Raw genomic sequence first — 25,188 nt, 5'->3', positions numbered from 1 at the left:
GAAGATAACATATCTATTCCTTTACAAGTTCTGGAAGGTATTTTTTGACTAGTCTGATCATCTCTTCGGTCTTGACAGAACCTGTCTTGCCTTCTTCATACATCTTTACTATCTCCTCATAGATGGCTTTTACACCTTTGTGATCCTTTGAAAGTCTATTACTATTCTCCAGATTGAAGAAAGCATTGATCCAGTAGGCAACACCGGCACTACCAGATTTGTCGGTTATTATTACTTGAGGTTTTCTACCAAGAATTTTTTCAGTGTCAAATATATTGTAGATCTCAGGATCTTTCATAAGACCATCTGCGTGTATCCCTGCTCTCGTCACATTAAAGTATTCACCTACGAACGGCTTTTGAGCGTCAATCTTCTCACCTATCTCTTTTTCGTAGTATTCTTTTATCTCGGTTATAACTCTCAAATTCATTTTTTTAACATTACCTTTTATGGCGTAATACCAGAATATTGTCTGTTCAAGAGGAGTATTGCCTGTTCGCTCCCCAGTCCCCAGAAGTGACGCGTTTATTGAGGAAGCACCATAAAGCCATCCTGCTACCGAGTTAGCAATAACAACCCCAAAATCGTTATGCATATGCATCTCCAGTAGCTCCGAAGGAACTCCCGCTTCCTCTCTTAAGTAGTAGATCAACTTAGGAATACCTCTAGGCAAAGAAGCAGTCGGAAACGGAACGCCATACCCCATCGTATCACAAATCCTTATCGTTATCTTCATACCACTATCATCCATTATCTTCATAAGTTTCTGCGCGAAAGGTATCACAAAACCAAATATGTCCGCCCTAGTTATATCCTCAAAATGGCATCTAACTTCAGAATACCCAATCTCAGCAGCCTTCCTAACAACAGAAAGATACATCTCTTCCGCTTTCTTCCTGTCAAGGTTCAGTTTTCTATATATATGATAATCAGAGACTGATGTAAGAATACCAGTCTTCTTTATACCCATACCTATAGGAATATGTATCTCTTTTTCATTAGCCCTAACCCACCCCGTAATCCTAGGATAACTAGCATTAAGTTCCATACACTTTGAAACCGCTTCCTTATCCTTGTGTGTGTATAGGAAGAACTCAGTCTCCTTTATTATACCACTACCATTATCTAACCTAACCAGAAGATTGTATATATCAACAGTCTGCTTGACAGTATATGGGTCTCGCGCCTGTTGCCCATCTCTAAATGTTGTATCTGTTACCCAAATCTCATCGGGAATGTGTTGAGGTGGAATGAGATTGTCAAACTCTATTATTGGAGGTTCATTATACGGGAAAATATCCTTATAGTATTCTTGTTTTGTATAGTCTGTCTCATATTCTTTTCTCAACCTCAAACCTGAAAACTGACTCCATTTAACTTTCTTGTCCATAAAGAATCTCCTAATAGTACTCAATGTTTTATGATACACAAAAAATTTTTCAACTACAAGGGAATTAGAACCAATAAATTCCTATCTACACTAGGAGAGTAGGTAAAACCCTAGGCTCTTTACTTATTCAATTACTTAGGTTCTATACATTATTTGCTAATCCAAAAGTTTCACTTCACACCAGACTTAAGCGCTTATTAAGAAAGAGCATTTAATCAGTCCTAATAGATACTGCGAAAGAAAGAAGAAAACTCATCCTAGTTGCAAATTTTAGAGTTTGGATTTATTCGTTGAATGGTGTTGAAATTCATTCTACCCGATATTTATTATTGTCTTTATGAAATTCTATGGGTCAATATTCATCTCAGGTTTCATTTCTTTTCTCATGCTGTCACTGATCAGTTTTGGTCAGGAAGAATATTTCTATGGCAATATCTCCTACTACGGGGAAGAATTCGCAGGTAGAAAAACTGCAAGTGGTGCAATCTTTGACCCAAACAAATACACCTGTGCTAGCAGAACGCTACCGTTTGGGACAATACTTGAGATTATGAATACTAAAAATGGTAAGTATGTTGTTGTGATGGTTAATGACAGAGGTCCTTTTGTAGAAGGTAGAATACTTGACATTTCAAAGAAATCAGCACAAGAACTGGATATGATAAGAGATGGTATTACCTTCGCCAGAGTTAAGATTATTAAACTTGGAGATGGTAAATTTTCAGAAGACGAATACAACAAAATGATAGGTGAATACTACTCGTTTGATACTAAAAAAGCATACGAGTTCGCCGTGCAGGTTGGCGCTTTTACCAACAGAACACTAGCACAGAACTTGCTTGATAAACTCAGAAAAGATGGTTTCAATAATTCCTACATAACTGAAAAAGTTGTTGGAAACATAATCTTCAACAGAGTAAGGGTTGGAGACTATTCAGACAAAGATACTGCTATGAAAGTGCGGGATACCTTGAAACAAAAAGGCTATGAAACCTACTTCGTCTCAACATTCGTTGAGAGATAAAACATACTTAATATTACTTCTAACACTACTAATTCATAGTTGTAACTTCAGAATTGAAAACTATAAAGAACTAGAAACTAACTCAAGCATATATTTTGATAACAACCCTCCAAACCCATACATAATCTCACCAATTAGTCTCTCAGTAATCAGCGGAAGAGTCTCATTCATCGGTAGAACAGAAGATGACAGTAGCACGATAACTTATGTAAGTTTTGGATTAACTAACCTCATATTCTCAAACTCATCAGACTGGGGGTTTGAAGTGAACACTTACGACTTAACTAACGGACCTCTCAACATAATAGTCTATGCTGAAGATAGCCTAAAAAATAAGTCAGAAAACAAAACCTATAGATATTACATATCAAACTCTTTACAAGTTATAGTGTCTCACAGAGGTATAGTCACAACAAACACTAATTTTCTAGTCTCTATACAAATAACTTCAACAAACTACTCATCTCTCAAAATATACACCAATAATCATCTTTATCTCAACACTAATTCTGTTAGAAACATCGTTTTAGAACTTGAGACAACTAGATTTGACGAATTCACAACTAACACACTAACAGTCGTAGTAGATGAGATAACGAATACTTTACAATTCGTTTTTGACCTAACACCTCCAAACATAACCGTTCTTTTAAGTAGCAACTCCTACGCATACGGCTCTCAATTCACAATACCCGTGGTAGTGATTGATACAAATGCTACACAAACTTACCTGGCTTACGGCGGGCTCACAAATACATTTACCACTACGAATGGGACTAATTTCCTTGTGTTGGACACTTTTCTAATAAACAATGGAACTAACAATATAGTGTTTTATAGCAAAGACGAAGCTGGTAATACTTCTTCTATCGTTGTTATACCATTCGTTGTAGCAAATTTCTACTCGCAAGACATAAATATCATAAACAACTACTATTACTATTTTGTCAATTCCGAAGTTGTATCAAACGGTATCTACCTAGTCTTCATAAGAAACAATTTCTCAACAGCACATATATCTAGAGAAGAAAATAACTTTCAAAGAGAGACAATAAAACAAACCATAACTACATCTCCAAGCGGTAAGTTAAGAACAATCCATGATGGAAGCAAAATTATACTAGGTCATATCAGAGACGATGAAAATCTAATAATAAGAACCAACTACCAAATAACAAACTATTACCAACTTGCTAACCTAGGATTAGTAAGGGACTTTGAGTTTTGTTCAATAACGAATAAAGTATTCGTTTTGAGACTAACTCAAAGTGGTCATCTTGTTATAACTGATGTATCAAACAGGACTACCAACTTTATAACTAACCTTCTAGGTGGTTCTTTGATTGGAGTAGATAAATACCCTATTGACAGACTACTATATTCCGTATCCAAAGACAACACAGTTATGCTGTTTACAAACAACAGAATAACTTTTACTACTAACTTTAACGACGTTAGCAAACTAGTTATAACCAGTCTTAATAATGGTTTCTCCTACCTAGGTGTAGGCGAAACCAACAGAATTCACATTATCATCTTTTCAAACTTCTCTTACATCACCAATTATTCATTCAGTGGAAGATTTGTTGATCTGTGTGTTGATAGAAGGAATGAAAGTAGCATATTTTGCGTAGTTGAGAGAACCCCAAGCACAGAAGATAGAGTAAGACTAGTTGAGTTTAGAGGTGTAAGTATATTAAGAGACCAACTATTACCTTACACTCTGTATACATACGCTTCTTGGAAGGATTGTAGCATATCAATTGCTGATCAACAGATAAACATTTTCATCCCAGTGTTTTACGAAAACACTGGAAGTATCAGAAGGCTCATTGGGTTGTAGGTGTTTGTTGTGGTAGTTGTTGAGGAGACTCTAGAGGTTGTTGAGGTGTTCCTGTAGGTTGCTGTGGTAGTTGCTCAACAGACTGTGGCTTCTGAATAGGTGTCTTTATGGTTGATTTTGAGATAGCAAAGGATATCAGGAACGCTAAAACCATAAAGGATATACCAAGCACCCTTGTAATGTTTGATAATACATCTCCTGCCCTTGACCCGAATGGGTTCATAAGGTTGCTGCCGCCGAAAATACCAATCTCTGCTCCTCCTCTACTTTGAAGAAGAACAACTATTATTAGAAGTATTGAATTTATTACAAAAAGAACCGAAAGGATAGTTATGAGAACCATTTCATCAACTCCTTGGGCCTAGCTGGACTCGAACCAGCCCACCCGGTTTAGGAAACCGGTGCTCTGTCCACCTGAGCTATAGGCCCATCTGCGAGGGGAGGACTCGAACCTCCACTGTGGGATCCAAAGTCCCATGTCCTGCCAATTAGACGACCTCGCAAAACAATAGCAAAGATTATTTTATATATAAATATACTCTCCTGTCAAAAAGACATCAAGCCCCCAACAAACCCTAAAATTCACAACTAGGATGAAGGTTCTTACCTAACCTTTCACTTAAGAAACATAATGTAAAAGACCTAGTCTTGTCTAACGATTAAATGAAAATAAGCATTTATTCGTTAGGATCACTTTTGTCTCAATGTTGGGAAGAGTATAACCTCTCTAATGGAGTGCGAGTTTGTGAGTAGCATAACGAGTCTATCTATTCCGATACCTTCACCGGCAGTCGGTGGAAGCCCATATTCAAGTGCAGTTATAAAATCCTCATCAACCATCAATGCTTCTTCATCACCTTGTTCTCTTCTTTTCAACTGCTCCTCAAAACGGTTCCTCTGGTCAATAGGGTCGTTCAACTCTGTATAAGCATTAGCAATCTCAAATCCTCCAACAAAAAGCTCAAACCTTTCAACAAGGTCAGGATCATCCCTGTGTGTCTTCGCAAGCGGTGAGAGTATCTTTGGAAAGTCAATAACAAACGTCGGTTGTATAAACCTATCACCTGAAAAATGTTCAAATACTTTATCTATCACTTTCGGATGTGAAAGTTTCTCCTCGTGTATACCAAGTTCTCTAGCAAGGCTTCTAACACTAGCCTCGTTTAAGAAGAATTCCTTATCCTTTCCCGTTGCTTCCTTCAAAAATTCAAAATACTTCACTCTCCGATAGGGAGGGGTGAAATCAATATCATTCTCCCCATACTTAACTTTATAACTACCGTTCACTTCGTAAGCAATAAAACTTAAGAGTTCTTCGGTAAATTTCATAAGGTCAAAGTAGTCCCAATACGCTACATAAAACTCCATCATCGTAAATTCAGGATTATGCTGCACATCAATACCTTCGTTTCTGAAATTTTTACCAATCTCATATACTCTATCAAAGCCACCTACTATGAGTTTCTTCAAAAAGAGTTCAGGAGCAATCCTCAAGTATAGGTTCTCGTCTAGAGCATTGTGATATGTAGTAAAAGGCTTTGCGGAAGCACCACTGGCAATCTGGTGTAGAATCGGTGTCTCAACTTCGTAAAAACCTCTTGAGTTGAAGAAGTCTCTAATCTTACTTATTATCTTGCTACGTTTCATAAATATCTCTCCAACTTCTGTATTTGCAATAAGGTCAAGGTATCTGTGTCTGTACCTTACCTCCGGATCTCTCAAACCATGCCACTTTTCTGGCATTTCATTCAGACACTTTGAGAGTATTTCAAACTTCTCAACTTCAACAGTCAATTCTCCTGTCTTAGTTCTAAAAAGCCTACCTTCAACTCCAAGAATATCCCCAACATCAACAAAATCCTTAAACAAGTTAAACTTCTCATCACCGAGTATATCTTTCTTGAAATATACCTGTATCCTACCCTGAATATCCCTGATATGTCCAAAAACTGCTTTTCCTTGGTCTCTTATAGTTATAAGCCTACCTGCGATAGAAACCTTCTCATACTTTGGGTCAAGGTCAAAAGCGTTTGTTATCTCTCTTATCGTTGTCATCATTGACGGATTAGCATCAGGTGAATAGATTATACTCAAACTATCGTTTATCCTCTTAAGAAAACCTTTCACCAAAATTTCATCACCAACTTTATTGGTAGAAAATTCACTCTTATGCTCGTTTGAAATGTAGCAAACAATCTGCTTTTCTTCATCTTCAAGTCTTATCATTATTCCATCATCAGTGTTTGATATCCTTTTTATGATACCCTTAGTGCTAACAGGAAGATCCTTTGTATCAAGTTCAAATTTCTCTCTAATCGCCCTTATCGTGTTTTTTGATTCAAACTTGTAAGGATAAGGATTAATACCCATCTTCTCAAGATCTCTGACCTTGTCTATTCTAACCTTCTTTGTATCTTCACTCATACAACCTCCACAACTTACAGAAGAATGTATTTTAAATAATTACAATAACTACCTTCTAAAGCAGGAAAAGAAATAATTCCATACTTTTATCTAGAAAAACCATTGACAACTCATTTAACCTTTTCTTAAAAGACTATCGGTAGTCGGGGGCTTAATTATGAAAAAACTTGTTCTAACATTTACTATCGTTTCTATGCTAATCGTAAGTAATAATTTGTTTGGGAATGAATTCTTCAACACATCAAAGGTAGAATTACAGAAAGGTGATATTAGAAGTTTTGTATTTAAAGACAGGCTTGATGGATATTATGAGGGTAAAACATTTTCTTATGCTAGTGGTGAAGGATATAAGGTTAGAAACACTGTCATCTTCAGAGACTTCGTCTCCATACTAAACGATAAACCCCTCAACAGAAGAGAAGCACCAAAAACAATACTCTACCCCTCATTCTTTGAAGCACTATACAATCAAACAACTGAAAGAATGTTCATAATTCAACACAAACAGTATGTCATAGTCCAACTGGAAACACAAACACCTTCAAAACTTGGTATCATAGCAATACTAAACTGGTTTAGAAAGGATATCCAGATAAAACCTATTAACACTACAACCATAGTTATAGAAAACACAAAGATAAAATCTTCTACTGTCCCATCCTACACAGTCATATCTTCAGACAAAGAAGTTGAGTTTATCCAAGATCCAACAAACCAACTCAAAGAGGTAAGGATATCTCCAAACTTTGGAAACTCTGGAATGATTGTAAGCAAGAGTGAAGTTAAAGAAATATCATTTGTTGTAGTATTCTCAACCAATGAGGAAGTTGGAATTAAAGAAGCAGAAAGCATCTCAAAGAACTTGAAAAGTTTTCTAGAAGGCTATAAAAAAGAACTTGCAGGAAGAGTGCTAGGTAGCACGTTTGAGACAAACCTAAAAGAAATCATTGATAAACCTATGTACTGGAACTTATACTCAAGCGATGGGTTTGTAGTTGAAGAGTTTGGAAGGGGAATCTGGGCTGGGTTACCTTGGTTTAAGAACATCTGGGGAAGAGACACCTTCATCTCGCTTCCAGGATGCGCATTAGTAAATGGAAACTTCAAGGATGCAAAAGAAATTATTCTCAACTTCGCAAAATTCCAAGACAGAGGAACACTATCAATTGAGATCACATCAGAAGATGAAGAACTACTCAAACAAGTTATTCAAGACATAAGGTCAATAAACAAGTCTGTAGGTGTAAGGAAGTCAGGTAATAAACTATTCGTTTCAGTTCCATCCTTTCTCTTCTCAAAATCCTTCTCATCAAAGGAAGAACTTATATCAAAATCAAAAACACTCAAGGAAAGTCAAGGAAAGTATGAGATAAAAGAAACACTCTCAAAGTCAAAAACCTTCGGCAGAGTGCCAAATCTTGTATCTAGCGAGACTTCTGTTCAATACAATACTACCGACGGAACACCTTGGTTTATAAGAGAGGTTATGGATTACATAAATTACTCTGGTGACCTTGAGTTCATAAAAGAGATATACCCTGTTATTAAAACTGCAATTGATGGAGCGATTGAAAACTTCATTGACGCTGACGGACTACTCACACACGATGACGCCGATACCTGGATGGACGCAAGGATTGAAGGAAAGGAAGCATGGTCTCCGAGAGGAAATAGAGCAGTTGAAATCCAAGCACTTTGGATTACATCTCTGGAAGTCGGTATTTTTACGGCTAACTATATGAAAGACAAAGATTCTGCTAAAAGATGGGAGGAAATCCTAAAGAAAGCAAAAGAAAATTTTGTAAAGATATTCTTTGATGAGCAAAACAAGAGGATTGCCGATAGAGTGAGGAGGGATGGGTTTAAGGATTTTAAAGTAAGACCTAATATGCTTATGACTATAACTGTTCCTTTTAGTGGTAGTATTATAGGAGAGGAAAGAGAAGCATATATCCTTAAAAATGCTGTTAATGAACTACTCTATCCCTACGGTATAGCATCACTCTCGCAAAACGATGAACTCTTCCACCCTTGGCACGAGAAGTGGGAACTATACCACAAAGATTCTGCTTACCATAACGGCACTGTATGGGTCTGGAATACTGGATTTACAATACTATCTCTTCTCAAGTTTGGATACAAGGAACTTGCTTACTCTCTCTTTACAAATACTCTAAATCAAGTTATAAATGAAGGATATGTAGGAACTTTGAGCGAACTCATTGACGCAATACCACAACCAAACGGCAGGATAAAACTATCAGGTACTTACTCACAGGCTTGGAGTGTTGCCGAATTGAGTAGAGCATGGTATCAAGGATTCATTGGCTTTAGGCCAATGTTAAGTCAGAACAAAATTATACTATCCCCTAACCTACCAAACGAACTTAAGGATTTAAAAGCCTCACTAAAGTTTGGTAATGAAGAATACCTTGTTATGGAAGTCAAAGTTACCAATGACACTGAAATCTACAAACTCTCGCTTCAAAACTCAAAACGAACACCAGATATAGATTTCATTCACACAGACGACAAGGGTAATAGGTATGTTGTTTCATTCACACTGGATAGTAAAGCAGAGATAAAAGTTGATAGGAAGAAAAGTAGTATAACTTTGAACAATAAACTCGCAAAACCTTCGGTTTTGAAAGGATACAAAGACATAATAGGAGAACTAAAATTCGTAGTCCCAAAAATCCCTGAAAGCAACAGAGTATCAAAGGAAAAAGACTATCTGAAGAATAAGATATTGAATAAAGAAGTATATTAAGCAACCTAACTCCCAAACTGAAAAACGACTAATCTAGAACTCATTCAAAGGATTAACCATAAAACCTACACTCCAGCAATCCCTAGATTAGCAAAAACTACCAAGAAAGCAATCCAAAAAACATAAACTTTAAGTCATCTGACTTCTAGCCTAGCGAACTCTGATAATAAGACTTTAACGTATTTTCACACTAACTAGATCAAAAGCACAGTAGTTATTCAGGATTGAAAACTTGACACAATTTCAATCTAAATAGAGCACTAGTAAAGAATAGTGTAGTTAGAAGACTAATTCCAAAGACTCCCTAGTAGCAAAAAATTTGAAATCGTTTAGGATATTCATAAGCCTGAAGAAATTGAATTCTTTGAAGCAAGAATGAACCTTCAAGAATGAATCAAAAATAACTACTCCCAACAACTTCTTCGTAGTCAGAGAAGTGTATCTTTTCTTCGCCTATTATCTGGTAAGTTTCATGCCCTTTACCTGCTATGACTATTATCTCACCTTCCACTGCTTCCTTAAGAGCAACCTGTATGGCTTTCCTTCTATCGGCTATAACTTTCGTTTTCTGAATTCTGTCTGATGGAATACCTTTAATTATATCATTGATTATTGAAAAAGGATTCTCTGTTCTTGGATTATCACTTGTTACTATCACCTTGTCTGCTATATTAGCCGAAATTTGTCCCATAATAGGTCTTTTCCCCTTATCTCTATCGCCCCCTGCACCAAACACTACCGTAAGCCTCGTTGGTGAGAAAGCCCTCGCAGTTTCAAGTGTTTTCTCCAACGCATCAGGAGTGTGTGCATAGTCTATTACAACATAAAAACCTCTACTACTCCTCAAGATCTCAAACCTACCCTTAACAGTAGTTTCAGATATACCATTCAATACCAATTCTATATTATCATCGCCAATAACACCAACAATAGCACCTAGACTACATATAGCATTGTGTATGTTGTGTAATCCAACCATTTTAGTATGAGTAGAGAATTCTTTACCTCTGTATGACACAGTAAATAAGTTTCCATCAAGAGATACAGTTATATTCTTTGCTCTGATGTCAGCGTCTACAACCGTAGAACAAGTAAGCGTTTTGATACCTAGAGATTTAGTTATCTCGTACGCTTTCCGTCCCCATTCGTTGTCAATGTTGATAACAGCAATACCATCCGGATTGAATTCTTTTATCAAGTGAAATAGTTTCATCTTTGCGTTGAAGTAGTTTTCCATCGTTTGATGAAAATCTAGGTGTTCTCTTGATAGGTTTGTGAATATTCCCGCATCAAACTTAAGACCATAAACTCTATCAGTCTCAAGACCATGAGATGACACCTCCATAGATACGAACTCACAACTGTTCTTAACTATCTCGTCAAGAAGAGTGAAAATATGAAGAGGTCCCGGAGTAGTGTTTTCTGCGTTCATTGAATAGTCGTTTATTCTATACTCTATAGTTCCAATAAGCCCTCCTTTCATTCCGAGTGCCCTCAAACCATTGAACATCATATAGGATACCGTTGTTTTTCCCTTAGTCCCCGTTACACCAAAAACCTTAAGTCTATCATCAGGTCTGTTGTAGAATGCTTTTGACACAATCGCTTCAACTCGCCTTATACTCTTAACCTGTATTATATTCACACCCTCATAATATCCAACATCTTTGCTAGTTATGAATGTTTTACACCCCCTCTCTATTAGACTTGGAATAAACTTCGTAGCATCTACCTTACTCCCTTCTATCGCAAAGAACAAGGTATTACTGTCAATTATCTCATCCCTTGAATCCTCCGAAATACTGCTTATATCAATGTCAATGGTCAAATTACTTTTGACTACATAATCTTTCACAAGTTCCAGGATTCTAGATAACTTCATAGAACATATCCCCAAACTAGAATAACTCAATACTACACCTCAATAACATAGTCGGAATAATTCAAAACTTCTGTATTCACCTTCATAACATTCTAAAAGATTTTATTAAGAGCATTCTAAAAACATTTTAAACTCTCTCAAGAGTAATATCAACATCTAGTGTAAAAAGTTAATATACCAAAAAACTAAACACTCGTAAAAAACACAAACCCAAGACCTAATAAAATCTAAAATTCACTATTATACCAATCTTCTTCAAGCATTAGTTAAATACTCTTAAACGAACACCTAGCAGGTTTAGTTTGAAGTGAAAATTTAAGATTAACTAGCACTGTATAGAAACAAAAGTAGTGTGTAAGCAAAAAATCTATATCTTACCTTACTTACAGTGTAGATTAGAATCTGTTGTTCAAAATCTAGTTAAGTTTGTATAGTCCATAAATCCGAAATATATTATATTAATGTATGCTAAACAGAATACTACCAATCACACTTTTCATACTTCTTTTAACCTTAATTTCCGAAGCACAAAGTTTGCTAAAAGAATATCATATATCACAGATAAACGATTTTATAAAATCATCCGCACCTTTCAAGGATGGCTTTGTATTCTCAACTCCTAAAAAACTCTACTACTTTGAAATTACTACAAAGAAACTAACTGAGGTCAAGGAAATAGAGACTAGATTAGTTGATAGGGTTATAACTTCTCTTTCTGCTTCACAGTCTTATGTGTTTGTAGGCACTAGTAGGGGTGTGATTATTCTAAACGATAGGTTTTCAGTAGTTCGTGAAATAACACAAGAGAGAGGTTTGAAAGATCAAAATATAACATTTCTCTTCTCTGATGCTAAATATCTATATATAGGAACCAGGTCGTGGGGTTTTTACAATTACGACTACCTAAACAATTCACTCGGAGACTCTCCTACAACGGTAGTCAATGGTCTCGTTGATAACTTTATTAGGGATATCAAGTTCTCCGTATTTGACAAGGTTGTTGCTTCATCTGAAGGTTTCTCTTCATTTGACTATCTATCTTACTTATACACAAGTTATTCATCATCAGAGTATCCAATACTATCTGGTGCAGTTATGTCTGTGATACCTTACGGTGATACAATATTCATAGGGACATCTCTAGGATTACTATCCTTCAACAGAAGGACTGAACAGTTAAGAAGATTATCTTACTCTTCAGCAGTTTTCTCTGTGAATATGATAGGTAAAAACATAATTATGGCAACTTATGACGGTCTTATAGTCTTTGATACTGAAACAGGAAGTTATGAGTTTCAGCAAAACGAACTACTACGAAAACCAATAGCAAGCACTATCTCTATCCTAAAGGATAAGGTCTTTGTAGGATTTGATAACAGACAAGGAACTTTTGCTATCCTTGAGTATCAGAAACCATTTCTAAAAATCCAAGACATAAAATACCTCTCAAGAACTAATGTTCTAGTATCCCTTTATGGTAACAAGGTAAATTCAATATCAAGCCTAGATGTTTCATTAGTATCCCTAAACCTCGGTAGAGTTTTCAATGTAAAACCTCAAGTAAAAAGATTATCCGAAGGTATGGAAATAGTATTTAATACATCTGAACTTCTTGATGACATCTACGTCCTCAACATTGATTACTACTACGAAGGGAACAAGGAAACTATAAAGGACACACTAATAGTAAGGAGTAAGCCCCCAACCATATCATTCTCACCTATTCCTCTATTTTACAATCAACGAAGTATTGAAATTGTCGGAAGGACAGTAGCACTAGATGTAGATATTCAAGCATTCATAAATGGAAGAAAAGAAACATTAGGTATATCTAGAACACAAAACAGAATACTCGTTCAACTAAACCTACTTGAAGGAACAAACAACATTCAACTCGTCCAAAAGGACAGTTTCAACAATCAATCAACGAATTTCCTATCAGTTATAGTTGATACCGTAGCACCAAACATCATTTCAGAAGATGGTAATAGGATAGTTGAGAAGAACGGAAGATTTACCTTCAGAGTAGTAGATACCTACCACGATAGAGTAGTTTTCTCTGAAACCGTATCCAATCTCGTTGAAACACAACAGAGTGATGGAGTAATCTATTCTATGTTCATACCAAATAGGAACACAAAGAAAATTAGAATAGTTGCTTACGACAAGGCTGGCAACTCAAGTTCAAGGGAGTTTGATGTCCAATTCTCCGAACTTAAAGGTGAGATAGTCTTATCAAGCCTCCCCCAACAAACAAGAGACCCCAATATACCATTATCTTTTGAAATGAAAGGCGATTTCAGAAGAGTCTTAATCTACAGACAGGGAATACCCATAGCTTCAATAGAAAAACCTCCTCAATCAATATCAACTAATATTCAACTAGAAAGTGGTAGAAACCTTATAAGAATTGAAGGATACCTAGCAAACGGACAGGTTGTGAATACATCCGCAGTAGTTGAGTATATAAGAACCTTCCAAGTAGCCGAAACTACAACATCACCTCAAACTACAGTTGATAGCGGAAATTTCAGAGATGAAATTGACAAACTCAAAAAAGAGAACGAAGAGTTAAGGAAGAGAGTATCCGAACTTGAAGAGATGATCAAATCTCTTTCCGAAGGGAAAGTCACTACAAGAGTAATAATAAAGGATGAAAGCATTGACAACATACCTTCTATCATTAGAGTGCAATACAACCCAGCATTTGATAATTTTGCTAGAGTTTCAAAACGGTTATACGGATCGGAAAGCTACTCTGTGTATTTCTACTACCTTCTTAGGAACACTAGTATTTCTAGATTAGTTTCAGAAAAAGGATACCTAATTGCACCTAATAAAAGACTGATGGATATTCTGATCAAGACAGGTGATCTGTCTGTCTTTGAAACTCTATCATCCATAATAGAATGGTGGATTATGAAAGAACTTGGACAAAGCGAGACGCTATCATCTATAGCGAGTAGAATGAACGCAAAGTTTTCAAACGGAAGACTAGTTTCACAGAAAGGATACATAATATCATATTCCTACAAAGGCAATTACTTACCAATCTTCGTATCTAGATAGTAGAAACAGATATGAGATAAGTAATCTCAAAAAATAACAACACACCCAGAATAATTTGAATTTCTATATAGAGAAAGAAGAAATTTTAACGATGGCTTTAAGACTTACCTATGTTCAAGTTTTGGGAAATTGTATTCTTTGATTAAACTACTCTGCTGGTTTTCTTGTCCTTGATTGTAAGACTCCTCTCTATCAAAGGTCTCAAGTTTCTGTTCATCCGATGATATTTTCTTATCCTCCTCCAATAAAAAGTGTATAACTTCAGCCCACTTTTTGTATATCTCATCTAGTCTTTTAGAGTAATTTGCTTTCTTATAGTAGAAAAACGCTTTGAAGAATTTCTTTTCCTGATAAAGATAATGATCCCCTACCCTAACAAGACCGTCCTTGTAGTTTGTGGCAAGGAATATCTTACTTGCATCCTCTATCTTACCCTCATTAAAGAGTTGATTACCCTTCCTTATAAGTTCCACTCTCTCCTTGTCAGTCATAATACTACCCCTAGAAGCAGATCTCTTCCAAATCTATCGGTATCTTATACTACTTGCTTTATCTCTATGAGTTTTTTGACATCCAAAACTATAAAAAGTTCCGTATTCTTTCTGACCACTGATGTTATAAACTCACTACTTATTTCACCTAGCTCGCTTGATGAAGACATCTCTGTCTCATTAGCATCAATTACTCCTTCAACTGAATCAACTCTTAGACCATATTTCTTGCCATCAACAGTTACAACAACGAGGTAGGTTTTACCCTTATTCTCCTCAAAAACTCCAAAGCGCTTTCTTAAACTTATCACAGGAACTATTTCACCTCTTATATCAACTACTCCCTCAACAAACTCGTAAGAATGCGGAACTTCAAGGTAAGGTAGCATAACCATAACTTCTTCAGTGTATGCTATATCCACTGCATACTTCTGGTTATAAACCGAAAATGTAACAAACTTCATAACCGCTAAAAATATAATAAAAACCTATACATTCAATCAACCTAAGAGACCTCAAAATGGTAATTACCAACATCAAAGGACATACCCCTACTCAAAATAGACTTATCTGGTATTGATATTAACAAACCAGATGTAGTAGAAAACAAAATCATATATCCCTTCATAGTAGCCTTTATCGTCATCTCTCCGGGGTAGGTCCAACCAGGTAGAACAAACTTACCTTTGGAACCAGATATAGATATCTTGTGCCCCTTGATAGGAATAGTCTTCTTAACCTTCGCAGATGAACAGATAAGATTGGTTATACCTGATTTCTTACTTGCTACACTAGGAATTACAAAGTTGCTGAAAACTATGAAACCTATCAACACAACTAGTATCGTAGTCACCGAGATATACAATACTATGTCAAGAATATTATCCCCACCAGTAAAAGCAGTCTCAACTGCATAAGACACCTGATTAGTATCAGAGACTTCTATAACTCTTATCTGCTCTGTCTCCCTAAGTTGTTTTGCTAACTCTGATTTTGGAGACACAGTTTTGCTAGATATGAGTTTCTCCAAAGAGATGTAGTATATAAGTTGATTCTTGTCAAAAAGTGTAGATAACTTCTCAAGTTGAACGGAGTATTTCTTCGTTTTTATAGGCGGGTCGTCAATTCCATCCGATATTATTATAACCTTTGACCTATCTGGGGGGATATTACTAACCTTTATTAGCGTTGCTATCTCCTCAAGCATTCGGTAGGTAAATGTCCATTTTCCATACGGTTGTGTCCCTGTCATTATTTTGTATATGACTTCCTTAGTATGCTCTCCCTCAACTCTTATTGGTGGTCTTATATAAACATTCTCATTAAAATCAACGATATAAACTACATCTCCACTTTTGAGAGAGAAAACTGAATTAGACAGAGACATCAAGGCAACATCGTATATCCTTCTACCGTCAGGCAACTTTCTAACCATACTCAACGAAGTGTCTATAACAATTACGTATGTATCCGAGAAACCTACAAGTCCTAGAATGAAAATTAAACAAAATACTAGCACAAATCTCATAATACAACTCCTCACCAGTTATACTAACAGAAATACTTTCTTGTTTCAACAAACTAAACTTGATACTAGAAATGTAAACCTAAAAATTTTATCTCTGGTTCTAGAGTTATACCAAAATTACTCTTCACTCTATCGTAAGCAATCCTCATCAAGCTAATTACATCTCCAGATCTACCATTACCAAGGTTTATTATGAAATTTGCGTGTTTGTCAGAAAACATAACATCACCTATCCTATATCCAGCAAGCCCAACCTCTCTTATCAGTCTCCAAGCCTTGTTATTAGGTGGGTTTTTGAATACAGAACCAGCAGAGAAACCCTTTGGTTGAGTATTAGCCCTGTATATAAGGTTTTCATCCATCTTCTCTTTTATTCTATGCTTATCACCTTTTTTAAGAGACAAAACTGCTGATAAAACAATGTAATCAGAAAGTTTGCTACTCCTATATGAGAAACCTGCTTCTTCGTTTGAGAGTTCAACTATCTCTCCAAACCTTGTTATACAACGAATTCTTTTTACTACATCTTTAAGTTCTCCACCGTGTGCTCCCGCATTCATTATAAGTCCCCCACCAAAACTACCCGGTATAGCAATACAAAACTCCACACCAGAAAGACCATTATCAAGCGCAAATTTAGAAAACGAAGGTAGCGAATACCCAGCACCAACCTTAACAAAAACTTCATCATCGGTACCCCTTAGGACCTCCACTTCTTTAAAAGTTCCTTCAAGCTTAATTACAACAAGTCCGTCTATTACCCCATCAGAAACCAGTAGATTAGATCCACCTCCAAGTAAAAAGAATGGAATACTCTCTTCATTCAAAATACCCAAAATACGAACTAAACCTTCCTCATTATAAACTCGCACAAAATACCTAACAATTCCACCTATCCTGAAGGTAGTCAGTGGCTTAATATTGAAATCTTCCACAACTTCAAAGTTGCGCTCCTGTCCCTTAAGTATAGTACCCAACATTAACATAACATTTAGCATCATTATAATCATCAGAAAACCATCTTACAAATACGCTCACCAATAGCACTACTACATACTAGATTATTTGAACAATGAAACCAAAAACTTCATCAAACCTCATATTGTATCATCTCAAAATCAAAGCATCAGGACACAAATGTAATAACAAAGAATTAAACAAAAATTCAGACCAACAGACAAAAAACCTTATTGAATTTGAAGAATCCTTAAGAATACCTTACCTCTGTAAGTTAGAACAGTGGCATAAAGATCCTTGATATTTCAAATGACATAAGTATTCTAACTAGAATATTAGTCATTACACCCGCAAATATGTCATCAAGTACAATTCCCACTCCTCCACCTAGCGACTGGATATGAACAATAGGATAAGGTTTGAATATATCAAATATTCTAAATATGATGAATGTTAGGACAAGTATAGTTATACCTTGAGGATTGAAGCTGAATGTAAAGCCAACTGTTGAGACCAGATAACCTACAACTTCATCAATCACTATATAACTGCTATCTTTAGTTTTAAATATTTCTTTCTCTGCATAATTACTAACAGGAAATGCTATTACTGTTAGTATGACAATAAGGGCATAAAATACAACTGTATAACCACTTAATAATATGAAGATAGCAACTCCTATCAAAGTTCCAAAAGTTCCTCTAGCAACTGGTAAATAACCAACCAAACCTCCAGTAGCAAGAAACTTAACTACTAACTCAACTATCCTACTCATACCACAACAGATTATCAAAAAGACCTAAACTATCTTGCAATGTAGAAAGAAATGAAAAATCTAAAATTTATAACTAGTCTAGATTTCTTTCTATATACATCAACCTCTGAACCAAAATAAACACTCTTCTAGAACATAAAAGAGAAGTTGTAAGAAGCAAAAACTCTAGAACCAACAAACATTGTATATAATTAAAAGTAGTCAGCAAGCAAAGACCTGAACTTACCTATTCATCTAGAACTTATTAGAAGCGAGTATGGATAACATAACTTTCGGTAAATTCTACAATTTTTAGAGTTTGTTATTTTATCTACTATTGATTTATCATACATTTGTAGTAATGGAGGACTATTATGCGTATTTTGAGTGTATTTACTACTTCTATACTATCTTTGGTTCTCTGTTATACCCTATACGGATACAGCAAAGTTGAAAAAATAGGAGTAGTTGACCTTATTGAGGTATTTGACAAGTTTGTTGAAGACAAGGAAATAGCAAAAGAGTTTAACGATTATCGGAAGACCTCAAAAGACAGATTAGATAGTATGAGTAAGGAACTTGGTACTTTGAGAAATAGAGTAATAGAGTTATCAAACAAGATTGTTTCAGCAGGCACTAATGTAGATTATCAACTTTCAAATGACTACAAGAAAATTGTAGAAGAGTACGATAAAAAACTAAACGAATATCTAAACGAGGTAAAAAAGGTTGAAGAAAATCTCAACAGATATAGAGATAGTTTAAGGCAGTATGTATATAGAGACATAATAAACTACATAAGATCTTACGGAGACAAGAACGGCTTTACAATGATACTTGATACAAGAGGTAATGTGATTTATTATTCCAAAGGTAATGACATAACTTCAGACTTGAGCAAATGGATAAAGGTCCAAGAAGACGCTAAAAAGAAATATTGAGGATAAATATGAAGTATAATATTCAAGCGCTAGCGAATTTTGTCAACGGTATCGTTGAAGGTGATCACAACGAGGATATATACGGAATATGTGAATACACTGACGGCAAGAAAGGTTACATAACATTCGTTGTTGATAAGAAAAAGTATCTGGAAGCACTTAAGAGTGAGGTATCAGCCATAATAACTCCCTATGAGTTTGAGTATCAAGGCAAGACACTCATAAAAGTTGAGGACCCTAGATTTGCCATAGCCAAAATAGCAGAACTTTTCTATCCTTACGAGAATGTAGGATTTGAAGGTATATCTGACTTAGCTTACATATCCAAAAGTGCCAAAATTGGAAGTAATGTTACTATAATGCCATTTGTTACTATTCAGGACAACGTCACCATAGGCAACAAAGTGGTCATCTATTCGGGAGTATTCATAGGATATGATGTCAAGATCGGAAATAATGTCATTATAAGACCTAATGTAGTAATATACCCTGGTAGTGTAATAGGTAACAATGTTATCATACATTCTGGCGCAGTAATAGGAGCTGATGGATTTGGCTATGCTTTCCATAAAGGGGAATACTACAAAATACCTCACCTAGGAAAAGTTGTAATTGAAGATAACGTTGAAATTGGTGCTAATACTTGTATTGATAGAGCATTCATAGGTGAGACTGTGATAGGCAAAGGAACCAAAATAGATAACCTAGTCCAAATAGCACACAATGTCAAGATAGGTAGTAATTGTGTAATAGTCTCTCAAGCAGGAATAGCAGGTAGTGCCAATATTGGTAATAATGTTGTTATCGCTGGACAGGCTGGCGTAGTTGATCACGCTAAAATAGGAGATAATGTAGTTATTATGGCACAAGCAGGTGTAGATGATAGAGAAGTTCCTCCAAACAAGGTTCTTCTAGGCTCACCAGCAAGAGAAGCATTAGAACAGAGGAGAATTTTTGCTGCCGAGGTAAAACTACCAGAATTAGTAAAGAGAGTGAAGCAACTAGAAGACGAAGTCCAGAGCATCAAAGGTAATAAGTGATGATTTTTGAAATGCATCACAACAACATTTCAAAAGAAAGGCTTGAGAAGCTGAAGGAACTTGAAGAAAAACTAGGTGTGAAGTTTAGAGATGTAAAACTACTAAATAAAAGTTTGACTCATTCTTCATTTACTAGAAATAACTCAATGTCCATAGAACACTCAAACGAGAGACTCGAATTTATTGGAGATGCAGTAATATCACTAATTATAAGCGAATACTTATACAGAAATTATCCTAATCTTGACGAAGGTGGTCTCTCAATGATAAGAGCTGATGTTGTCAGTAGAAAGTCTATGTATGGAATTGGAATTGACCTTGGTCTAGATAAGGTTATTCTGACCTATCCTCCTGTGAATGAGTTTGATGAAAGAGGTTTAAGAACTATTATCTCTAACTCACTTGAAGCGGTTATAGGAGCGATATTCATATCCAGCGGACTAGAAGTAACAAGACAAGTTGTGCTAAGATTATTTAAGGACATAATTGAGTCAAGAATTAAGGATGGCACTAAAGACTACAAAAGTCTTCTCCAGACATACTCGGTATCCAACCTATCTACCTACCCAGTATATACCGTTGTTGAAGAGACAGGACCAGAACACAGGAAAGAATTTGTTGTTAGAGTCTTCATAAATAACACCTTACTTGCGGAAGGGAAAGGTTCTTCAAAGAAAGAAGCAGAACAAAACGCAGCACGAAATGCTCTGGAAAAGATCAAAAAGGAAGAAAATATCTAAACACAAACAGCAACGAATGTATCTGGAGATGATATGTTACTGAAAAAACTACTAATAAATTCTTTTTTATCACTTACCCCCTTAGGTATCAGACTAATATCAATATCTGTAGTAGAAATTATCAAATACTGACTAGTTTCTAACTCTGTTGTATATGTTATACTATCAACAACATTATCCTTGACGCTATAAACCTTTACTTTATCAGAAGGTTTAATAACTATCTTACTATCAGAGACTTCAAATGAAGTTATACTGATCTGTAAAGGTAAGTCTCTTTCTTGTAGAAAGTTTCTAGCAATATCTTCTAGTTTGCTTTGAGTTATCTCCTCTGTTTGACAACTTTTCACTATACCCTTCATAGCAAGAAGCACAAAGTTTGATAACATCAACATATCCGGAATAAAGAATAGGAAACCTACTAACTTATCAGAACTTATAGACACGTCAAAGTAATATCCTCTCTTTCTATCAACATCTTCAACATACTTGTAAGCAATTATCTTATCAAGATATACAAAATAGTCCATATCCTTGACTAGGAAATATTTCACTCTTTCAAACGATTCAATCTCTCTAACATGTAGTTCCCTCTTCTTCTCAAGTTCATACTTCAAAGGTAGAATAAGGAAGTTTGATATAGTTCTTTCTAGTTCTAGAAATATGTGATGGAAATCCTTAAGTCTTTGAATATTGTTAGAGAGTGATATGTCCGAAAACATCATTGGTATCTTCAGTATAAGGTAATCCGTCTCAGACACTTGGTTTGAGAGCCTTGATATTAGAACTATTCTGTTTGAATAGAAAAAACTTACTGTTTCCCTATCTGAGTTCATAACATCACTTATTGAAAGACTCTTTTTATAAACCAGCTTGTTAAGAACATAGAGAGGTATTTGATTTTGCGATAGAATTGATATCTTGATATATCTGGCGTCTTTGTTGAAGATTCTAGGAATAACTTCCTTTGGATTATCCAATTCCTGATACCTATACTCCCTAAACCTCCTTACAAATGTATCTATATCCCTAAGTATGTCCGAAGATCTTATGATAATCCTATCCAAATACCACCTAAGAATTACTGGCACAACCACAACCAGTGATGATATTATGTTTGACTGTATAATGTGGTATGGTATATTCATCCAAAAAACTATACTGCTGAGGAACAAAAGCAAACTCCAACCACACAATACCACTGATACAGTTCTGAAATTCTTGATCTCAAATGATACTATTGTGGAAATAAGAAAGTTAGTTAGAGACAACAATACTACAGAAATTATCTTATCCTTTATAAAGATAAACCCTAAATTAGTGACTAATATCAAGAAAGTACCCAACATCTGTAATATTTGTCCCATATTTTGGAATTGGTCTCTAACTAGCTTTGGTATCAAAAGGAAAAACCCTAACCCCAGAACAAACACAGAATACCACATCATCAAGCTGTCTCCTACTACCCACAGTAATACAGAAGTTACCACCAAAGAAAGCAAAGAAAAAAGTATTAACTTAAGTTTGAGTTTTCTATGCTTTGTAATTATCAAAAAAAGCAAAAGTAGGTTGGATGATATTTGAAGTGATGATACCAAAACTGCTACTAAAGCCTCAGCAGTTGTAAATGCACTCAATACGATAAAGTAAGACAAAATTGTTGATGGAAGTGATAAAGCTAACACTAGTATAAACTTTTGACTTTTCTTCAAACTTCTCAGAGATACTTTTCCAATTACTCCTAAAGACCTCAATGATAAAAAAATAGACAATATAGGAAACAAAGTTGACATAAACAAGACAGCCTTTACTACTGTCTCATACACCGAAGTCAAAAGAAGAAGAATAGGAATTACTGATAGAAATATATTGATTTTAACAATCACTCCAACCATCTCATAATTATTATTAAAGAGCCTCAACCGTTTATCAATTTACCTGAACTTTTCGTTTAGAGACCTCAACCTCTAACACAACCCCAAACTATAATCTCTAAATTGCACTATGATAACCTAGAAATTATTGATTTTATTGACATCATCTTGGTAGGTAAGCCGTAGAGATTTATAAAACCTTTTGCATCAGTGTGATTATATAATTCAACACCCTCAAATGATGATACCTCTGGATCGTATATTGAATATTTACTTTCTCTAGAGATAGGTGTAATATTACCTTTGTATAATTTAAGCCTCACTTTTCCAGATACAAACTTGTTTATCTCATCAAAGAAATTATCAAGAGCATACCTCAACGGATGGAACCATTTGCCATAATAGACAATCTCTCCATACCTTACAGACAACATCTCTTTCATTGAAACAACATCTCTATCCCAGACAAGTTGAGACAGAATGTTGTGAGCGTTCATTAAGATGGTAAATCCTGGAGTTTCATACACTCCCCTTGATTTTATACCAACCAGCCTATTCTCAACTATATCAATCCTTCCAATACCATTCCTACCCCCTATGTCATTAAGTTTATCAATAATCTGGTAAGACTCTAGTCTTTGCCCATTAACAGAGATAGGCACTCCATTTTGAAATTCTATTTCAACCTCTTCTGGATGGTCTGGTGCTTCCTCTGGAGACTTGGTCATCTTAAACATCTCTTCATCGTAAGGTCTAGAAGGATCTTCTAGTATTCCTCCTTCATAACTAATATGCACTAGGTTTGGGTCCATACTATATGGTTTCTTCAATGTTACATCAACTGGTATTCCATTTTCTTGAGCATATTTTATCATATCACTTCTGCCTTTGAACCTTTTAAGAAAATCATCATCCTTCCAAGGAGATATAATGTTAAGTTCTGGTGCTAGTGCCTTGTAAGCAAGTTCAAACCTCACTTGATCGTTCCCTTTACCTGTCGCACCGTGAGCAACTGCTTGAGCAGACTCCTTGATAGCAATTTCTACCTGCTTTTTAGCTATGATAGGTCTAGCCATTGATGTTCCAAGAAGGTAGTTCTCATACCTCGCTTCTGCCTTCAATACTTTCCAAACAACCTCCTCAACAAACTCACTCCTCAAATCTTCAACATAAACTTTGCTAGCACCAGTCTTTAGTGCCTTATTTTTAATTTCCTCAAGGTCCTCATTTTGTCCCAGATTAGCAACGAACGCTATAACATCAGCATTGTATCTCTCTATCAAGTATTTCAGTATCACAGAAGTATCCAAACCACCAGAATAAGCCAAAACTATCTTCATACCACAAGTCCTGCCTAAAACTAAATAATGTTATGCCATTTTTTCAACTTCCCTGCTCCTAAGATACCTAATTTTGAATTTTAGACTTTATCCTAAAATAATATACAAGTTCAAATATAAAAGTAAGTTATCATTATAATTACAAAGTAAAGTTATGGAGTATAGGCAATTAGGCAAATCAGATATTAAAGTCTCTGTTATAGGATACGGTGGATGGGAAATAGGATGGAAGGGATACGACTTATCTCAACTTGAACATACAATTATTGAAGCAATACGATTGGGCATAAACCTTTTTGATACTGCCCCTGTTTACGGTTTTGGCAAGTCAGAAGAAATCTTAGGGAATATACTCAAACCTTTCAGAGATAAGGTAATAATTGCTACCAAGGTTGGTTTGAGATGGGATGATAATGGTAATATATCTAATAACCTTAAAAGAGATTCAATAATGTATGAGATTGATATGAGTTTAAAAAGACTAGGTACTGATAGAATAGACCTATACCAAGTCCACTGGCCCGACCCAAACACTCCACTGAAGGAGACTTTCTCAACATTAAGAGACCTTCTTGATGATGGTGTTATCTCCTATGTAGGAGTATCAAACTTCGGCCCCAATATGATTGAAGAAGCACTCAACTACTGTCCTATAATCTCAAACCAAATTGTCTATAACTATTTTCAAAGAGGCATAGAAAGAGAATTGATAGGATACTGTGAAAGCAAAGAGATCTCTATAATCGCCTACAGTCCATTATGTCAAGGATTAGCATTAGGTATTTACGATGAAAAAACTAACTTTTCTCAAGATGATAACAGATTGCTTAATCCTAGTTTTGGTAGAAAAGAGAGATATGTAAAAAATGTTAAGATGTCTAAAAAAATTATTGAGTTATCCAGAGAGATCAATATCAAGCCATCTACACTAGCGTTAAGTTGGGTTTTAAGACATAAATCTATCTCGTCTGCTCTTGTAGGAACTACTAAAGTTGATCATCTACATGAAAACATTAAGATTATTAAATTAGACGATAACATTATTAACAAAATAGACGATATACTCAATGACCCTGAGTTATTCTACTGATACATTAACAGGACCCTGAAACTAGTCAGGA

General features: G+C 35.5%; 19 protein-coding genes and 2 tRNA genes. 8 read left to right on the top strand and 13 right to left on the bottom strand.

Going from position 1 to position 25,188, the window contains the following annotated elements; translation table 11 throughout:
* Nucleotides 1-13 precede the first annotated feature (13 nt).
* Entirely contained in the window at nucleotides 14-1,390 is a 1,377-nt protein-coding gene (locus tag NZ579_02815) for a 2-isopropylmalate synthase (GenBank protein MCS7298880.1), read from the bottom strand.
* Nucleotides 1,391-1,727: 337 nt separating this feature from the next.
* On the opposite strand from NZ579_02815, the gene NZ579_02810 reads away from it, so the two are divergent.
* Nucleotides 1,728-2,414: a septal ring lytic transglycosylase RlpA family protein gene (locus NZ579_02810; protein ID MCS7298879.1), complete on the top strand. Its 687-nt coding sequence runs from the start codon at nucleotides 1,728-1,730 to the stop codon at nucleotides 2,412-2,414.
* On the top strand, nucleotides 2,377-4,257 hold the full coding sequence (locus NZ579_02805) for a hypothetical protein (protein ID MCS7298878.1): 1,881 nt from the start codon (nucleotides 2,377-2,379) through the stop codon (nucleotides 4,255-4,257). The genes NZ579_02810 and NZ579_02805 overlap by 38 nt, the downstream gene beginning before the upstream one ends.
* On the opposite strand, the gene secG is transcribed toward NZ579_02805, so the two are convergent.
* The 4 genes from secG to lysS all read right to left on the bottom strand — a co-directional run bounded on the left by secG (nucleotide 4,244) and on the right by lysS (nucleotide 6,681).
* Nucleotides 4,244-4,600: a preprotein translocase subunit SecG gene (gene secG / locus NZ579_02800; protein ID MCS7298877.1), complete on the bottom strand. Its 357-nt coding sequence runs from the start codon at nucleotides 4,598-4,600 to the stop codon at nucleotides 4,244-4,246. The two genes, NZ579_02805 and secG, sit on opposite strands and share 14 nt — an antisense overlap.
* A gap of 13 nt (nucleotides 4,601-4,613) precedes the next feature.
* A tRNA-Arg gene (locus tag NZ579_02795) sits at nucleotides 4,614-4,686 on the bottom strand.
* Nucleotides 4,687-4,688: 2 nt separating this feature from the next.
* Nucleotides 4,689-4,760 (bottom strand) — tRNA-Gln (locus tag NZ579_02790).
* A 187-nt stretch (nucleotides 4,761-4,947) separates the two neighbouring features.
* The gene (gene lysS, locus NZ579_02785) at nucleotides 4,948-6,681 is read right to left on the bottom strand and encodes a lysine--tRNA ligase (GenBank protein MCS7298876.1); all 1,734 of its coding nucleotides are present in this window, start codon (nucleotides 6,679-6,681) and stop codon (nucleotides 4,948-4,950) included.
* A 157-nt stretch (nucleotides 6,682-6,838) separates the two neighbouring features.
* On the opposite strand from lysS, the gene NZ579_02780 reads away from it, so the two are divergent.
* A complete protein-coding gene (locus tag NZ579_02780) occupies nucleotides 6,839-9,451 on the top strand; it encodes a GH116 family glycosyl hydrolase (protein MCS7298875.1) in 2,613 nt (870 codons plus the stop codon).
* Nucleotides 9,452-9,845: 394 nt separating this feature from the next.
* On the opposite strand, the gene NZ579_02775 is transcribed toward NZ579_02780, so the two are convergent.
* A complete protein-coding gene (locus NZ579_02775; protein ID MCS7298874.1) occupies nucleotides 9,846-11,333 on the bottom strand; it encodes a UDP-N-acetylmuramoyl-L-alanyl-D-glutamate--2,6-diaminopimelate ligase in 1,488 nt (495 codons plus the stop codon).
* Nucleotides 11,334-11,798: 465 nt separating this feature from the next.
* Here NZ579_02775 and NZ579_02770 point away from each other — a divergent pair, with 465 nt between their 5' ends.
* A complete protein-coding gene (locus NZ579_02770; protein MCS7298873.1) occupies nucleotides 11,799-14,402 on the top strand; it encodes a hypothetical protein in 2,604 nt (867 codons plus the stop codon).
* Between the two features lie 104 nt (nucleotides 14,403-14,506).
* Here the strand turns inward: NZ579_02770 and NZ579_02765 are convergent, their stop codons facing one another.
* From NZ579_02765 to NZ579_02745, 5 genes are all read right to left on the bottom strand, one after another.
* On the bottom strand, nucleotides 14,507-14,893 hold the full coding sequence (locus NZ579_02765) for a hypothetical protein (protein ID MCS7298872.1): 387 nt from the start codon (nucleotides 14,891-14,893) through the stop codon (nucleotides 14,507-14,509).
* A 44-nt stretch (nucleotides 14,894-14,937) separates the two neighbouring features.
* Entirely contained in the window at nucleotides 14,938-15,357 is a 420-nt protein-coding gene (locus NZ579_02760) for a chemotaxis protein CheW (GenBank protein ID MCS7298871.1), read from the bottom strand.
* Between the two features lie 41 nt (nucleotides 15,358-15,398).
* On the bottom strand, nucleotides 15,399-16,421 hold the full coding sequence (locus NZ579_02755; GenBank protein MCS7298870.1) for a VWA domain-containing protein: 1,023 nt from the start codon (nucleotides 16,419-16,421) through the stop codon (nucleotides 15,399-15,401).
* A gap of 65 nt (nucleotides 16,422-16,486) precedes the next feature.
* A complete protein-coding gene (murB, locus tag NZ579_02750) occupies nucleotides 16,487-17,431 on the bottom strand; it encodes a UDP-N-acetylmuramate dehydrogenase (GenBank protein ID MCS7298869.1) in 945 nt (314 codons plus the stop codon).
* A 221-nt stretch (nucleotides 17,432-17,652) separates the two neighbouring features.
* Nucleotides 17,653-18,153, bottom strand: coding sequence for a phosphatidylglycerophosphatase A (locus NZ579_02745; GenBank protein ID MCS7298868.1), 501 nt, complete (start codon nucleotides 18,151-18,153; stop codon nucleotides 17,653-17,655).
* A 353-nt stretch (nucleotides 18,154-18,506) separates the two neighbouring features.
* Between NZ579_02745 and NZ579_02740 the strand changes: the two genes are divergently transcribed.
* Genes NZ579_02740 through rnc form a run of 3 tightly spaced genes read left to right on the top strand, consistent with a single transcriptional unit; the run spans nucleotide 18,507 to nucleotide 20,853 of the window.
* Nucleotides 18,507-19,073 carry an OmpH family outer membrane protein gene (locus NZ579_02740; GenBank protein ID MCS7298867.1) on the top strand — a complete coding sequence of 189 codons (567 nt, stop codon included), beginning with the start codon at nucleotides 18,507-18,509 and terminating at the stop codon, nucleotides 19,071-19,073.
* Between the two features lie 8 nt (nucleotides 19,074-19,081).
* Complete coding sequence (gene lpxD / locus NZ579_02735; protein ID MCS7298866.1) at nucleotides 19,082-20,113, top strand: UDP-3-O-(3-hydroxymyristoyl)glucosamine N-acyltransferase; 1,032 nt, start codon at nucleotides 19,082-19,084, stop codon at nucleotides 20,111-20,113.
* Nucleotides 20,113-20,853, top strand: coding sequence for a ribonuclease III (gene rnc, locus NZ579_02730; GenBank protein ID MCS7298865.1), 741 nt, complete (start codon nucleotides 20,113-20,115; stop codon nucleotides 20,851-20,853). Before lpxD ends, rnc begins: the two co-directional genes overlap by 1 nt.
* Here rnc and NZ579_02725 read toward each other — a convergent pair.
* Nucleotides 20,850-22,748 (bottom strand): hypothetical protein, encoded by a 1,899-nt coding sequence (locus tag NZ579_02725; GenBank protein MCS7298864.1) that lies wholly within the window; start codon nucleotides 22,746-22,748, stop codon nucleotides 20,850-20,852. The genes rnc and NZ579_02725 overlap by 4 nt on opposite strands.
* Before the next feature lie 107 nt (nucleotides 22,749-22,855).
* Nucleotides 22,856-24,067 (bottom strand): argininosuccinate synthase, encoded by a 1,212-nt coding sequence (locus tag NZ579_02720; protein ID MCS7298863.1) that lies wholly within the window; start codon nucleotides 24,065-24,067, stop codon nucleotides 22,856-22,858.
* Between the two features lie 154 nt (nucleotides 24,068-24,221).
* Between NZ579_02720 and NZ579_02715 the strand changes: the two genes are divergently transcribed.
* Nucleotides 24,222-25,157: an aldo/keto reductase gene (locus NZ579_02715; protein ID MCS7298862.1), complete on the top strand. Its 936-nt coding sequence runs from the start codon at nucleotides 24,222-24,224 to the stop codon at nucleotides 25,155-25,157.
* The last annotated feature ends 31 nt before the right edge of the window (nucleotides 25,158-25,188 follow it).

This window comes from Spirochaetota bacterium, assembly GCA_025061835.1.
Taxonomy (GTDB): Bacteria; Spirochaetota; Brevinematia; order DTOW01; family DTOW01; genus SKYB106.
This window is presented reverse-complemented; position numbering and strand designations above follow the sequence as displayed.

Coding starts and splice junctions, on each gene's coding strand:
- NZ579_02815 (MCS7298880.1), bottom strand. CDS start 1,390: ATGGACAAGAAAGTTAAATGGAGTCAGTTTTCAGGTTTGAGGTTGAGA.
- NZ579_02810 (MCS7298879.1), top strand. CDS start 1,728: ATGAAATTCTATGGGTCAATATTCATCTCAGGTTTCATTTCTTTTCTC.
- NZ579_02805 (MCS7298878.1), top strand. CDS start 2,377: ATGAAACCTACTTCGTCTCAACATTCGTTGAGAGATAAAACATACTTA.
- secG (MCS7298877.1), bottom strand. CDS start 4,600: ATGGTTCTCATAACTATCCTTTCGGTTCTTTTTGTAATAAATTCAATA.
- lysS (MCS7298876.1), bottom strand. CDS start 6,681: ATGAGTGAAGATACAAAGAAGGTTAGAATAGACAAGGTCAGAGATCTT.
- NZ579_02780 (MCS7298875.1), top strand. CDS start 6,839: ATGAAAAAACTTGTTCTAACATTTACTATCGTTTCTATGCTAATCGTA.
- NZ579_02775 (MCS7298874.1), bottom strand. CDS start 11,333: ATGAAGTTATCTAGAATCCTGGAACTTGTGAAAGATTATGTAGTCAAA.
- NZ579_02770 (MCS7298873.1), top strand. CDS start 11,799: ATGCTAAACAGAATACTACCAATCACACTTTTCATACTTCTTTTAACC.
- NZ579_02765 (MCS7298872.1), bottom strand. CDS start 14,893: ATGACTGACAAGGAGAGAGTGGAACTTATAAGGAAGGGTAATCAACTC.
- NZ579_02760 (MCS7298871.1), bottom strand. CDS start 15,357: ATGAAGTTTGTTACATTTTCGGTTTATAACCAGAAGTATGCAGTGGAT.
- NZ579_02755 (MCS7298870.1), bottom strand. CDS start 16,421: ATGAGATTTGTGCTAGTATTTTGTTTAATTTTCATTCTAGGACTTGTA.
- murB (MCS7298869.1), bottom strand. CDS start 17,431: ATGATTATAATGATGCTAAATGTTATGTTAATGTTGGGTACTATACTT.
- NZ579_02745 (MCS7298868.1), bottom strand. CDS start 18,153: ATGAGTAGGATAGTTGAGTTAGTAGTTAAGTTTCTTGCTACTGGAGGT.
- NZ579_02740 (MCS7298867.1), top strand. CDS start 18,507: ATGCGTATTTTGAGTGTATTTACTACTTCTATACTATCTTTGGTTCTC.
- lpxD (MCS7298866.1), top strand. CDS start 19,082: ATGAAGTATAATATTCAAGCGCTAGCGAATTTTGTCAACGGTATCGTT.
- rnc (MCS7298865.1), top strand. CDS start 20,113: ATGATTTTTGAAATGCATCACAACAACATTTCAAAAGAAAGGCTTGAG.
- NZ579_02725 (MCS7298864.1), bottom strand. CDS start 22,748: ATGGTTGGAGTGATTGTTAAAATCAATATATTTCTATCAGTAATTCCT.
- NZ579_02720 (MCS7298863.1), bottom strand. CDS start 24,067: ATGAAGATAGTTTTGGCTTATTCTGGTGGTTTGGATACTTCTGTGATA.
- NZ579_02715 (MCS7298862.1), top strand. CDS start 24,222: ATGGAGTATAGGCAATTAGGCAAATCAGATATTAAAGTCTCTGTTATA.